Origin of the sequence: Streptomyces globosus (assembly GCF_003325375.1) — a bacterium.
Lineage (GTDB): Bacteria > Actinomycetota > Actinomycetes > Streptomycetales > Streptomycetaceae > Streptomyces > Streptomyces globosus_A.
This window is the reverse complement of sequence record NZ_CP030862.1, coordinates 5064692-5077157: the sequence shown is the minus strand read 5'-3', so window position 1 is coordinate 5077157 and position 12466 is coordinate 5064692. Positions and strand designations below refer to the sequence as shown.

11 protein-coding genes and 1 riboswitch are annotated in these 12466 nt (G+C 74.3%); of the genes, 6 read left to right on the top strand and 5 right to left on the bottom strand.

Annotated features, from left to right (window positions below; genetic code table 11):
* Nucleotides 1-76: 76 nt before the first annotated feature.
* The 4 genes from C0216_RS22540 to C0216_RS22525 all read right to left on the bottom strand — a co-directional run bounded on the left by C0216_RS22540 (nucleotide 77) and on the right by C0216_RS22525 (nucleotide 4368).
* Nucleotides 77-1600, bottom strand: a complete 1524-nt coding sequence (locus tag C0216_RS22540) for a cobyric acid synthase (RefSeq protein ID WP_114057035.1) — start codon at nucleotides 1598-1600, stop codon at nucleotides 77-79.
* Nucleotides 1597-2556 carry a cobalamin biosynthesis protein gene (locus tag C0216_RS22535; protein ID WP_114057034.1) on the bottom strand — a complete coding sequence of 320 codons (960 nt, stop codon included), beginning with the start codon at nucleotides 2554-2556 and terminating at the stop codon, nucleotides 1597-1599. Before C0216_RS22535 ends, C0216_RS22540 begins: the two co-directional genes overlap by 4 nt.
* A 57-nt stretch (nucleotides 2557-2613) precedes the next feature.
* Nucleotides 2614-2705: riboswitch (cobalamin riboswitch) on the bottom strand.
* A gap of 158 nt (nucleotides 2706-2863) precedes the next feature.
* Nucleotides 2864-3085: a hypothetical protein gene (locus tag C0216_RS22530; protein WP_114057033.1), complete on the bottom strand. Its 222-nt coding sequence runs from the start codon at nucleotides 3083-3085 to the stop codon at nucleotides 2864-2866.
* Between the two features lie 23 nt (nucleotides 3086-3108).
* On the bottom strand, nucleotides 3109-4368 hold the full coding sequence (locus C0216_RS22525; RefSeq protein ID WP_114057032.1) for an inorganic phosphate transporter: 1260 nt from the start codon (nucleotides 4366-4368) through the stop codon (nucleotides 3109-3111).
* A 364-nt stretch (nucleotides 4369-4732) separates the two neighbouring features.
* On the opposite strand from C0216_RS22525, the gene C0216_RS22520 reads away from it, so the two are divergent.
* On the top strand, nucleotides 4733-5863 hold the full coding sequence (locus C0216_RS22520) for an alpha/beta hydrolase (protein ID WP_114058847.1): 1131 nt from the start codon (nucleotides 4733-4735) through the stop codon (nucleotides 5861-5863).
* 148 nt (nucleotides 5864-6011) lie between these two features.
* Complete coding sequence (locus tag C0216_RS22515; RefSeq protein ID WP_428985451.1) at nucleotides 6012-7439, top strand: hypothetical protein; 1428 nt, start codon at nucleotides 6012-6014, stop codon at nucleotides 7437-7439.
* Between the two features lie 163 nt (nucleotides 7440-7602).
* Here the strand turns inward: C0216_RS22515 and ypfJ are convergent, their stop codons facing one another.
* Nucleotides 7603-8490, bottom strand: a complete 888-nt coding sequence (gene ypfJ, locus C0216_RS22510) for a KPN_02809 family neutral zinc metallopeptidase (RefSeq protein ID WP_114057031.1) — start codon at nucleotides 8488-8490, stop codon at nucleotides 7603-7605.
* 206 nt (nucleotides 8491-8696) lie between these two features.
* On the opposite strand from ypfJ, the gene C0216_RS22505 reads away from it, so the two are divergent.
* The 4 genes from C0216_RS22505 (at nucleotide 8697) to C0216_RS22490 (ending at nucleotide 12454) form a co-directional block, all read left to right on the top strand.
* A complete protein-coding gene (locus C0216_RS22505; protein ID WP_114057030.1) occupies nucleotides 8697-10295 on the top strand; it encodes an ABC-F family ATP-binding cassette domain-containing protein in 1599 nt (532 codons plus the stop codon).
* 353 nt (nucleotides 10296-10648) lie between these two features.
* Nucleotides 10649-10870: a helix-turn-helix domain-containing protein gene (locus C0216_RS22500; RefSeq protein ID WP_179175146.1), complete on the top strand. Its 222-nt coding sequence runs from the start codon at nucleotides 10649-10651 to the stop codon at nucleotides 10868-10870.
* 164 nt (nucleotides 10871-11034) lie between these two features.
* Entirely contained in the window at nucleotides 11035-11814 is a 780-nt protein-coding gene (locus C0216_RS22495; RefSeq protein WP_114057029.1) for an enoyl-CoA hydratase/isomerase family protein, read from the top strand.
* 208 nt (nucleotides 11815-12022) lie between these two features.
* Nucleotides 12023-12454 (top strand): Asp23/Gls24 family envelope stress response protein, encoded by a 432-nt coding sequence (locus C0216_RS22490; protein WP_114057028.1) that lies wholly within the window; start codon nucleotides 12023-12025, stop codon nucleotides 12452-12454.
* Nucleotides 12455-12466: the final 12 nt, after the last annotated feature.

Below are 12466 nucleotides of genomic sequence, written 5' to 3'. Positions count from 1 at the left end.
CTCACTCCTCGGAAGGCGGGGAACGGTGCGGAGGCGAATCGGAAGGGCCGGCGCGCGGCGGCGCCGGGCAGCCGGGTCACGGGGCGCCCGGAGGGAGGAAGGGGAGGCCCGCCGGGGCGCCGGACTCGATCAGGCGGAGCAGCGCGGCGGTGTCCGCGTGCTCCTCGACCAGATCGCCCAGCAGGTCCAGCTGCTCCTCCCGCAGCGCCGCGAACGAGGTGTCGGGCGCGGGCGTGAACCGCCGCCCGGCAGCGGCCGCGACCTCGCGCAGGAAGGCCCGCCGGAACCCGTCGGACTCCAGGGAGCCGTGCCAGTGCGTGCCCCACACGGCGCCCGCGCGGCAGCCGTCGAGGAACGGCTCCCCGCCCAGCACCTCGGCCACGCCATGGTGGATCTCGTACCCGTCGACGGGCTCGCCCAGCGCCGAGCCGGTCGGCCGGGCCAGGGTCTTCTCCCGCGCGAAGCGGACCCGGACCGGGAGCAGGCCGAGCCCGTCCACGGACCCGGCCCTGGACTCGACGTCGTCCTCGATGTGCTCGCCGAGCGCCTGGAAGCCGCCGCAGATGCCCAGTACGGGCCTCCCGGCCGCGGCCCGCCGGGCGAGTTCCGCGGCCAGGCCGCGCTCGCGCAGCCACTCCAGGGCCCGGACCGTGCCGCGCGTCCCGGGGACGACGACGAGGTCGGCGTCGACGAGCTCCTCGGCCCGGTCCACGAAGCGCACGACCACACCCGGCTCGGCCGCCAGCGCGTCCACGTCGGTGAAGTTCGACATCAGCGGCACCGCGCACACGGCGACCCGCAGCACGTCCTCGCCGACCGGCGGCGCGATCGCCGACTCGCGGACCGCGCCGCGCAGCGAGACCCGCAGGCCGTCCTCCTCGTCGATGCCGAGTCCGTGCCGGAACGGCAGCACGCCGTACGTGGCGCGCCCGGTCATGGAGCGGAGCATCTCCATCCCGGGCTCCAGCAGGGAGACGTCCCCGCGGAACTTGTTGACGAGGTAGCCGGCGACGAGGGACTGGTCCTGCGCCGAGAGCAGCGCCGTCGTCCCGAAGAACGAGGCGAAGACGCCGCCCCGGTCGATGTCCCCGACCACGACGACCGGGAAGCGGGCGGCCCGTGCGATGCCCATGTTCACGATGTCGGTCCGGCGCAGGTTGATCTCGGCCGGGCTGCCGGCCCCCTCGCAGATCACGGCGTCATACGTGCCCCGCAGACGGTCGAGGCAGTCGGTGACGACGCCGAGGAGCTGCTCCTGCCGCCCGCCGTGGTAGCCGCGGGCGCTCATCTCGCCGACCGGCTTGCCGAGCAGGACTACCTGGCTGCTGCGGTCGCTGCCCGGCTTGAGCAGGACGGGGTTCATCAGCGCGGTCGGCTCGACGCCCGCCGCCTGCGCCTGCATGGCCTGCGCCCGCCCGATCTCGGCGCCCTCGCGGGTGACGAACGAGTTCAGCGACATGTTCTGCGCCTTGAACGGCGCCACCTTCACGCCCTGCCGGGCCAGCCAGCGGCAGATGCCCGCCGTGACCACGCTCTTGCCGGCGTCCGAGGTCGTCCCCGCGACGAGGAGACCCCCCGCCGGCCTGCTGCCCGAGCTCATCTGCGCCCCTTCCCCGGGCGGCGCGACACGGCGTACCGCAGTGCCGCGCAGGCCCCCAGTGCCAGCCAGGTCACGCGCTGCGAGAGCCGCACCGCGCGGTCGATGTCGGCGACCTCGACGGGCCGCCCGTACGCCCCGTTCAGCACGGCCCGGTGCTCGACCCGCCCGCCGTACGCGAGGGTGCCGCCGAGCCGTACGCCGAGGGCGCCCGCGAAGGACGCCTCCACGGGCCCGGCGTTGGGGCTCGGGTGGGCGGCGGCGTCGGCGCGCCAGGCGCGCAGGGCCCCGCGCCGGTCGGGGCCGGCGGCGACGGCGGCCAGGGCCGTCAGCCGGGCCCCGGGCCAGCCGGCGAGGTCGTCGAGGCGGGCGGAGGCCCAGCCGTAGTTGAGATGGCGGGGCGACTTGTGGCCGACCATCGCGTCGAGCGTGTTCACCGCGCGGAAGGCGGCCAGCCCGGGGACGCCGGCGACGGCCCCCCACACCAGGGCGCCGACGACGGCGTCGGAGGTGTTCTCGGCGACGGATTCGACGACGGCGCGCGCGATCTGCTGCCCGTCGAGGGAGTGCGGGTCGCGTCCGCACAGGTGCGGCAGCCGCTCCCGGGCGACGTCCACGTCGCCGGCGGCGAGGGCGCCGCCGATGGCGCGGGCCTCCCGGCCCAGCGTGGTGCCGCCGACGACGGCCCAGGTGGCGGCCGCGGTCAGGGCGATACGGGCGGCGGCGGGACGGGAGCGTACGGCGCGCGCGGCGAGCACGCCGAGCACGGCCGCGCCCCCGGCGCACACCGCGGCGTGCGCCACGCCGGCGGACCGCCGGTCGCGCCACAGGGCGCGCTCCACGGCGGCGGCGGCTCGTCCGAAGGCGGCGACGGGGTGCCCGCGGCGCGGATCACCGAGGATCCGGTCGGCGATCAGGCCCGCCGTCGCGCCGTACGCGAAAACGCGATCGGCACGCATGTGCAGGTATGTCCTCACTCAGGGTCCGCGCCCTGGTTCGACGTGTCCGGCGGCGAGAGTTCCTGGCTCCCGGGGCGCCGGCCCGGTACGGCCGGCCGTGCTCCCCGGTGACAGTGGCGGGACCGCGCCGGATTCGCACCGGACTTCCTCTGCTGCCGCCGTGATGGCTCCGGCAGTCCACCACGCACCGCAATGGCCCGTCAACTTGCCGTTGACCAGCCCGAACGGGGACGTACATACGGGAACTCCCCCCGGGCAGGGCCCGGGGGGAGCTGGGTGCGCGTGCGGGCGGCGGGCCCGCGGCGGATCAGGCGACGATCAGGTAGATCCCGTACGCCACGGCGGCGGTGCAGAGCGCGAAGCAGGCGTAGGCGCCGGTGCGGGCCAGGCCGGCGCTGCCGCCCGCGTCGGTGGCCGCCTCGTGCTTGGACAGGCCCACCATGCCCAGGGTGAACAGGGCGACGAGGGCGACGGTGGCGAAGAGGCTGACTCCGAAGACGGAGCCCAGGGCTGCCCAGTCGATCTTCATGCTGGCTGAACCTTCTCTGCTCGTCAGACCGCGGCGGCGGGCGCCGCGGGGGTCTCGCCGGCCGCGTGGGCGGCAGGGGCGGGGATGGTGGCCTTCAGGTCGGCGTCCGCGTCGGCCGCGACACCGGCCGGCGGCACTGCGACGGCCGCGATGGCGGTGGTGACCACACCGGGCTCCTCGTCGCCGTGGTCGTTGACGTTGGTGTGGTCGACGACCTGGCGGCGGGAGACCAGCCAGATGGCCACGCAGGAGCCGACGAGGAAGACCGTCACGGCGGCGATGCCGACGTCACCGGTGCGCATGGCGAGCTCGGCGAGCGCCGAGACCAGCGCGGCGGCCGGCAGGGTCAGGCCCCACGCGACGAACATGCGGGTGGCGGTGGACCAGCGGACCACGCCGCCCTTGCGGCCGAGGCCGGCGCCCATGACCGCACCGGAGCACGAGTGGGTCGTCGACAGCGAGAAGCCGAGGTTCGAGGACGACAGGATCACGGCCGCGGCCGAGGTCTGGGCGGCGAAGCCCTGCTGCGGCTGGAGGTCGGTCAGGCCCTTGCCCATGGTGCGGATGATGCGCCAGCCGCCGAGGTAGGTGCCGAGCGCGATGGCCACACCGGCGGAGACGATGACCCAGACCGGCGGGTCGGCGTCGGGCGCGAGGGCGCCGCCGGCGATGAGCGCCAGGGTGATGATGCCCATCGTCTTCTGCGCGTCGTTGGTGCCGTGCGCCAGGGAGACCAGGCCCGCGGAGGCGATCTGGCCGGCCCGGTAGCCCTTGGCGGAGGTCTTCTCGCCGACGTTCGCGCCGAGCCTGTACGTGATCTTGGCGGCCAGCATCGCGGCGACGCCGGCGACGATCGGCGCGGCGATCGCGGGGAGGAGGACCTTCGTGACGAGCGTGCCGCCGTTGACGGCGCCGATGCCGGCGGAGGCGACCGCGGCACCGATGAGACCGCCCATCAGTGCGTGGGAGGAGCTGGAGGGAAGTCCGACCAGCCAGGTCAGAAGGTTCCAGAGGATCGCGCCGACGAGCGCGGCGTAGATCACTTCCGGCTGGATGCCCTCTTCGTTGACGAGGCCCTTGGAGATCGTCTTCGCGACCTCCACGGACAGGAACGCGCCGACGAGGTTGAGCACGGCGGACATGGCCACCGCCGTCTTGGGCTTGAGGGCGCCGGTCGAGATGGTGGTCGCCATCGCGTTGGCTGTGTCGTGGAAACCGTTCGTGAAGTCGAACACGAGAGCGGTGATGATCACGATCCCGAGGAGAAGCGTTATGTGCTCCATTTACCCAGGCTTCTGTTTGGCGTCAGTGGCTCGGCGACCGTAGGCAACGTGGGTGAACGGAAGATGAACTGACGCGGACGGCGCGGTGGACTGGCCCGCCCCCGGAGCGGCCCGTTCCTGCCTCATTAGCGGGATGTATCCCGATTAATGCACGTCAAAGCGGGGTTAACGAGCCCCTCCGGACACCCCGCGCAGTCGCTCCGCAGGTTCCGAAACCCGGCCCGAAGTGATCCACATCACCCGGCAGGCCCCCTCGTCGCCGGGGTCCCGCCCGGACGCCGAGCCCTCCCCGATCACGTTCCGCTTCCGGCCCCTCACGGAACCTCCGGTGGCCCGTCCGCGCACCCGGTCCGACACTGGAGCGGTGCGTACCGCCACGGTGACGGCAGCGGCCGTCGCGACCACCCTCCTCGGAGCCGGCGCGGCCGCGGCAGCGGCGGGCCGGCTCGCCGCCGACGCCGCCCTGCGGCCCGCCCCCGGCCGCCCGCTGCCGGGCAGCCCCCGGCTGACCGTCCACTCCACCGCCCCCGGCTCGGTGGCCCTCACCCGTTCGCTCGCCTCCCTGCGCCCCGGCACCTACGGGCTCGCCGCCCCCGGCGTCCACGCCGTCGTCGGCGAGGTCCTCGACCGGGCCGACCGCGACCCCGACACCGTCGTGCGGCGGCTCCTCGCCGTCACCCACGGCAGCCTCGACCCCGGCATCCGCGTCGCCCTCACCCCCCAGGTCCACCTCGGCGACCCGGGCAGCGCGCTCGGACTCGAATTCGCCGACGTCGACGTCCCCGGCGAGCTCGGCGGCATGCCCGCCTGGTTCGTCCCCGGCGCCCGCGCCACCTGGGTGATCGCCATCCACGGCCTCGGCGCCGGACGCGAGCACCCCATGGTCGCCATGCCCCTCCTGCACCGGCTGGGCCTGCCCGTCCTCGCCCTCGCCTACCGCGGCGACCTCGGCGCCCCCGCCTCCCCGGACGGCCTCGGCCACCTCGGCGAATCCGAGTGGCGCGACGTGGACGCCGCCATCCGCTACGCCCTGCGCTACGGCGCCCGCCGCGTCATCCTGCACGGCTGGTCCACCGGCGCCGCCATGGCCCTCCACACCGTCGAGCGCTCCGCCCTCGCCGACCGCATCAGCGGACTCGTCCTCGACTCGCCCGTCCTCGACTGGCACGCCACCCTCCGCGCGCTGGCCGCCGCCCGCCACACCCCGGCCCCCCTGCTCCCGCTCGCCGTGCGCGCCGCCGAGGGGAGGGCCGGACTCCGCGCCGGACACCGGGCCCCCGGAGAGGACCCCCGCGCCCTGCGCGTCCCCGTCCTCCTCTTCCACGGCCCCGACGACACGATCGCCCCCTGGGAGCCCTCGCGCCGGCTCGCCGCGGCCCGCCCCGACCTCGTCACCCTCCAGACGGTTCCAGGCGCCCCGCACGGCGCCATGTGGAACGCCGGCCCCGAGCGGTACGAGGAGGCCCTGCGGCGCTTCCTCACCCCCCTGATGTGAACGACTCACCGCCATGAGGTGAAGGGCACCGGAACCCGGGCCGCGCGGGCACGACGACAGGGCATATGCCTGCTCTGTCCCGGTATCGACTGTCGATGGCAGCCGGTTCCGTTTGGGCTTTCGGCCGGTGACGGGCGAGACTTCCTCCGTGACGTCCCGAAAGCCTGATGAGCAGTTGGTTCGCGACTCCAGACTCCGACTCGTCTCCCCGCGCTCGGTCGCGACCGCCCGCAAGGCGGTGACCGACCGGCGCACCCGGCCGGCCTCCCGGCCCCCGGCGGGCACCCCCGGCACGGCCGAACTCGCCCACCGGGCGCGGGCGTCCCTCGCCGACGCGGTGCGGCTCGCCCGCTGGGCCGAGGCCAACCTCGGCGCGGGCGACGGCAACCGGCCCGCACCGGCCGGCGCGCTGCCCGCCGCGGACGTCGAACGGGCCGCCGCCGACCTGCGGCTGACGCACGGGCAGATCCGGGCCGGCTGGGACCGCGCCCGCCTCGCCGGACTCGTCGAGGTTCACGGCGGCCACGCCCGGCCCGGCTGGCGGCTGCGCGCCTGGGACCGCGACGACACCGCCGTGCTGCGCGGCTGGGTCGCCCTCTTCGACGCCTGGTCGCTCGTGCACCCCGCCCCCGCCGACATCGCACCCTCGGTCGTCGCCGAAGTCGTCGAGGCGATGCCGCAGCTGCTCTCCCTGCTCCAGCTGTCCGCCGGCCCCGTCACCGTCCCCGACCTGCTCGACCTCCTCGGCCAGCGCGTCACGGAACTCCGGGACGAGCGGTGCGAGGTCCCCTACGGCCCCCAGCCCGCCCCCGCCCCCGCTCCCGACCCCGCCGGGGACGCCGCGACCGGCCCCGGGCCCCTCGCCCGGCTGCTGCGCTGGGCCCTGGGCGGCCTCGCCGCCGTCGACGCCGTCGCCCTCGGCCCCGCCCGGGCCTCGCTGACCCCGCTCGGCAGCTGGGCCGTCTGGGTCAAGCTGGAGCAGATCTGCGTGGCCGCGCAGAGCCCCGCCGGCAACATCGAGCAGTCCGCCGCCGCCATGCTGCACGGCTGCGCCGGACTGACCCCCGGCCCGGCCCGCGCCGAGTACCGGGCCTGGCTTGCCGCCCGGCCCGTGGGCCACGCCGTCGCCGAACTGCTGGACGCCGCCCGCGGCGACGACGCCCTCCTGCGCGGCCTCGCCTTCGAGGCACTCCGCGTCGTCGGCGCCCCCGCCGAACCCGAGGTCCGGGCCGCCTCCCGGGAGCCCGCCCTGCGGCCGTACGCGCTGCTCTGGCTCGCCGAGCACGACGGCGTCGACCCCGACGAGGCCCAGGACGTGCTCACCCCCGAGGAGTCCACCTGGCTCTGGGTGGACACCGCCGCCGCCATCGCCGACCACGGGGAGGCGGAGCTGCTGGCCCGCCACCTGGACTCGGCGGTGCGGACCACCGTGCCGAGGCTCCTGGAGGAGGTCCGCGCCGTCGGCCACCCCCGCACGGTGCAGGTTCTCGTCGCCCTGGCCGCCGCCCACCCGGACCCGTCCCTGGCCAAGGCGGTCCGCCGGGCCGCGTTCCAGGTCCACACGGGCGGCGAATGACCCGGGCTGCCCCCGCGCCCGAAGCGCCGGCGGGGCGGTGTCAGGCCCGCGCGGCGTGTGAGCGCCCGGGCGGGCCGGGGAACCGGCTCCGCGCAGCGGCCCCGAAGCCCCCGTCCCCCGGCGGCGGCTTCGGGCCGCGCCGAGGCGGCCGTGGCGCCCCGGGTCAGCGGAACGTGTCGCAGCGGGCCATGTCGCCCGTCCGGTAGCCCTCGGAGAACCACTGCTGCCGCTCGCGGGCGGACCCGTGGGTCCAGGATTCCGGGTTGACCCGGCCCTCGTAGCGCGCCTGGATGCGGTCGTCGCCGACCGCGGCCGCCGCGTCGAGCGCCTCGGCGATGTCCTGCCCGGTCACCGCGCGCAGCAGGGGCCGGCCCGTGGCCGAGTCGGGGGTGCGGACCGCGTTGCGGGCCCACACCCCGGCGTAGCAGTCGGCCTGCAGCTCGGTCCGCACCGCGTTGCTGCCCGCGCCCTGCCGGCCGTCCTCGGCCCGTCGGAGGGTGCCCGTCAGGTTCTGCACGTGGTGCCCGTACTCGTGGGCGACGACGTACGCCTGCGCGAAGGGCCCGCCGGTGGCGCCGAGCCTGGTCCGCAGGTCGTCGAAGAAGTCCATGTCCAGGTAGACTTGCCGGTCGGCCGGGCAGTAGAACGGGCCCACCGCGGCCGTGGCGCTCCCGCACGCGCTGTCCACGCGGCCGGTGAAGAGCACCGTCGAGGCGGGGGAGTAGCGTCCGGAGCGCCGGGCGAACTCCTGGCCCCAGAAGTCCTGCGCGCTCCGCACGACCGCGGCCGTCCGGCAGTCCTCGCGGGTGTTGGCGTCCCGCCCGGTCAGGCAGGACCTCTGCACCTCGCCGACCGTCGCGGCACCAGCGCCCGGCTCGGGTTCGCCGGTCAGCCCGAGCTGGTCGGGCCCGACGCCGAAGAGCAGGCCGATCACGAGTGCGAGGATCCCGGCGATGCCGCCGCCGACCGTCGCCCGCCCTCCGGGGATGCGGCGCCCGCGCAGGTCCTTGACCCCGGAGGTGTCGAGCCTGGCGTCGTCGTCGAACTGCATGCAGCACCGCCCTCGCGTCCACCGGCCGCCGCCCCTGCGGCGAGTATGGCCCCGTTCCCGCCGGCACGCGCTCCGGGCCCGGCGGCCCGAAAAGTGGTTGCGCACCCCCGGTAGACTGACCTCCATGGCAAATCTCCTCGCGGATTAGCGGCGTCGAAGCTCGCCCCCGCCCCCTTCCGCCGTTCCCACCGCCCTGGAGTATTTCCGTGATCACCGCCACCGGCATCGAGCTGCGCGCCGGCGCCCGCATCCTCATCGAGTCCGCTTCCTTCCGCGTCGCCAAGGGCGACCGCATCGGCCTGGTCGGCCGCAACGGAGCAGGCAAGACCACCCTCACCAAGTGTCTCGCAGGGGAGGGGCAGCCCGCCGCGGGCAGCATCACCCGCTCGGGCGAGGTCGGCTACCTGCCGCAGGACCCGCGCACCGGCGACCTCGACGTCCTCGCCCGCGACCGGATCCTCTCGGCCCGCGGCCTCGACGTGCTGATCAGGAAGATGCGCGCCAACGAGGACCGCATCGCCACCGGCTCGGGCGCCACCCGCGAGAAGGCCCTGCGCCAGTACGAGCGCCAGGAGACCGAGTTCCTCACCAAGGGCGGGTACGCAGCCGAGTCCGAAGCCGCGACCATCTCGGCCGCCCTCGGCCTGCCCGACCGCGTCCTCGGGCAGCCCCTGCACACCCTCTCCGGCGGTCAGCGCCGCCGCGTCGAGCTCGCCCGGATCCTCTTCTCGGACGCCGACACGCTGCTCCTCGACGAGCCGACCAACCACCTCGACGCCGACTCGATCATCTGGCTGCGGGACTACCTGAAGACGTACCGCGGCGGCTTCATCGTGATCTCCCACGACGTCGACCTCGTCGAGACGGTCGTCAACAAGGTCTTCTACCTGGACGCCAACCGCTCGGTCATCGACGTCTACAACATGGGCTGGAAGCTCTACCAGCAGCAGCGCGAGGCCGACGAGAAGCGCCGCAAGCGCGAGCGCCAGAACGCCGAGAAGAAGGCCGCGGCCCTCAACGCCCAGGCCGACAAGATGCGCGCCAAGGCCACCAAGACCGTCGCCGCGCAGAACATGGCCAAGCGCGCCGACCGCCTGCTGTCCGGCCTGGAGGCCGTGCGCGCCCAGGACAAGGTCGCCAAGCTGCGCTTCCCGGATCCGGCGCCCTGCGGCAAGACCCCGCTGACCGCCGAGGGCCTGTCGAAGTCATACGGCTCGCTGGAGATCTTCACCGACGTCGACCTGGCCATCGACAAGGGCTCCCGCGTCGTCATCCTCGGCCTCAACGGCGCCGGCAAGACGACCCTGCTGCGCCTGCTGGCGGGCGCGGAGAAGCCCGACACCGGCGCCGTCACCCCCGGCCACGGCCTCAAGCTCGGGTACTACGCACAGGAGCACGAGACCCTCGACCCGGACCGCACGGTGTTGGAGAACATGCGCTCCGCAGCGCCGGACCTGGATCTGGTCGACGTCCGCAAGACGCTCGGCTCGTTCCTGTTCTCCGGCGACGACGTGGACAAGCCGGCCGGGGTGCTCTCCGGCGGTGAGAAGACCCGCCTCGCGCTCGCGACGCTGGTCGTCTCCTCGGCGAACGTGCTCCTCCTCGACGAGCCCACCAACAACCTCGACCCGGCCAGCCGTGAGGAGATCCTCGGCGCGCTGCGCACCTACAAGGGCGCCGTCATCCTCGTCACGCACGACGAGGGGGCGGTCGACGCGCTGGAGCCGGAGCGGATCATCCTGCTCCCGGACGGCGTGGAGGACCTGTGGGGCCCGGACTACCGGGACCTCGTCGCCCTCGCCTGACCCCCGGCCGCGGACTGATCCAGTTCCTTGTCGATCATTCGGCCCAGGTCTTTCTCCATCATCTGAGTGAGACGGTTTCGTACCGCTGTGCTCTGGACGATGCCCCCGGTCGCGCCGCACGCGGTGCCGCGCCGGGGCTTCGTTTTTCCTGTGTGCCGCTCCTGACCTGGAGATTCCTCGCGCCGTCGGGCGGATGTGACGGACGTCATGCAGCGGAAGCAGGAGTTCCGTTCCGCTTGGGTGTCCACGCCCCGGGAAATGCCGTCGTACCGACCTTGCTGAATGGGTGGCCAGGAAGCCGGGGAGGGGTGATCATGAGAAGTCCAGAGCGCACTTCCCATGAGGAGGCACGGGTGGCCGAGACTCTGAAGAAGGGCAGCCGGGTGACCGGCGCCGCGCGCGACAAGCTCGCGGCAGACCTGAAGAAGAAGTACGACTCCGGTGCGAGCATCCGGGCGCTGGCCGAGGAAACCGGCCGGTCCTACGGGTTCGTCCACCGGATGCTCAGCGAGTCCGGAGTCGTGCTGCGCGGCCGCGGTGGCGCGACGCGCGGCAAGAAAGCGGCTTCGATCTGAATCGGTGACCCCGGCCGCAGGTCCGGGGTCCGGACCAGCGGCGCCTTCATGCCTGCACCGCGGTTCCTTCGGTGACCCCCCGGCCGGTCGAACGGCCGACCGGGTGGTTACTGTGCAGTCACTTAGGCCGACACCGCGGCCGACTGCACACCGGAGGCACCCAGATGGCTCTGCTCGACAAGGACGGCGTACGGCTCACCGTGGACGACGCCGTCGCCACGGTGACACTGACCAATCCGGCCAAGCGGAACGCCCAGTCCCCTGCGCTCTGGCGGGCGTTGACGGAGGCCGGACGGTCGCTGCCCGGCACCGTCCGGGTCGTGGTACTGCGCGGTGAGGGCAGGTCCTTCTCCGCGGGGCTCGACCGGCAGGCGTTCACCCCCGAGGGCTTCGAGGGCGAACCGTCCTTCCTCGACCTCGCCCGCGGGTCGGACGAGGTGCTCGACTCCACCATCGCCGCATACCAGGAGGCGTTCACCTGGTGGCGGCGCAACGACATCGTCTCCATCGCCGCCGTGCAGGGCCACGCCATCGGCGCCGGCTTCCAGCTCGCGCTGGCCTGCGACCTCCGCGTCGTCGCCGACGACGTGCAGTTCGCCATGCGCGAGACCAGCCTCGGACTCGTGCCCGACCTGGCCGGGACACAGCCCCTGACCTCGCTCGTCGGCTACGCCCGCGCGCTGGAGATCTGCGCGACGGGCCGCTTCGTGCACGCCGAGGAGGCCGAGCGGATCGGGCTCGCCAACCTCGTCGTGCCCGCGGACGAACTCGACGCCGCGGTCAGGGACCTCACCACGGCCCTCGTCGCCCCGCCGCGCGACGCCGTCATCGAGACCAAGGCCCTGCTGCGCGAGGCCCAGTCCCGCAGCCACGACGAGCAGCGCGCCGCCGAGCGCGCCGCCCAGGCCCGCCGCCTGCGCGACCTGGCCGGCCTCTCCGACTGACCTCGCCTCCCGAACGGCCCCGCCGGTCCCGCACCCCCGTGCCGGGACCGGCCGCGGCCGCACGGGCCCTGTCGCGGATCACGCTCCGACCTCAAGGCCGACTGAGGCCGCCGGACGCATCCAGCCGTCCGGCGTAGTCCCGGAGCGCCTTCGCGCCGCCGCGCTTACGGTGGTGCAAAGGGGATCAATCCGCCCGAAGGGATCTGCGATGAGTGAATCCTCAGTCGGGGGCGCCGCCCGCGCTCCCGCGGAACGCGGCCGTACGAGCATTGCCGACGGCGTGGTCGAGAAGATCGCCGGAATGGCGGCCCGCGAGGTCGACGGCGTCCACGCCATGGGCAGCGGCAGCGGTATGTCCCGCACTATCGGAGCCGTCCGCGAACGCGTTCCCGGCGGGTCCAAGCAGTCCGTCACGCGGGGCGTCAAGGCCGAGGTCGGCGAAGTGCAGACCGCCCTCGACCTGGAGATCGTCGTCGAGTACGGCGTGGCCATCCGCGACGTCGCCGGCGCCGTCCGGGAGAACGTCATCGCATCCGTCGAGCGGATGACGGGCCTGGAGGTCGTCGAGGTCAACATCGCCGTCAGCGACGTCAAACTGCCCGACGACCCCGACGACGAGCCGGAGCCCCGGATCCAGTAGGAAGGAGGCCGC

Bases quoted from the DNA above. Each gene is read 5' to 3' on its own strand.
- C0216_RS22535 (WP_114057034.1), bottom strand. From the start codon at position 2,556: ATGCGTGCCGATCGCGTTTTCGCGTACGGCGCGACGGCGGGCCTGATC.
- C0216_RS22525 (WP_114057032.1), bottom strand. From the start codon at position 4,368: ATGGAGCACATAACGCTTCTCCTCGGGATCGTGATCATCACCGCTCTC.
- C0216_RS22490 (WP_114057028.1), top strand. From the start codon at position 12,023: ATGAGTGAATCCTCAGTCGGGGGCGCCGCCCGCGCTCCCGCGGAACGC.
- C0216_RS22495 (WP_114057029.1), top strand. From the start codon at position 11,035: ATGGCTCTGCTCGACAAGGACGGCGTACGGCTCACCGTGGACGACGCC.
- ypfJ (WP_114057031.1), bottom strand. From the start codon at position 8,490: ATGCAGTTCGACGACGACGCCAGGCTCGACACCTCCGGGGTCAAGGAC.
- C0216_RS22540 (WP_114057035.1), bottom strand. From the start codon at position 1,600: ATGAGCTCGGGCAGCAGGCCGGCGGGGGGTCTCCTCGTCGCGGGGACG.
- C0216_RS22530 (WP_114057033.1), bottom strand. From the start codon at position 3,085: ATGAAGATCGACTGGGCAGCCCTGGGCTCCGTCTTCGGAGTCAGCCTC.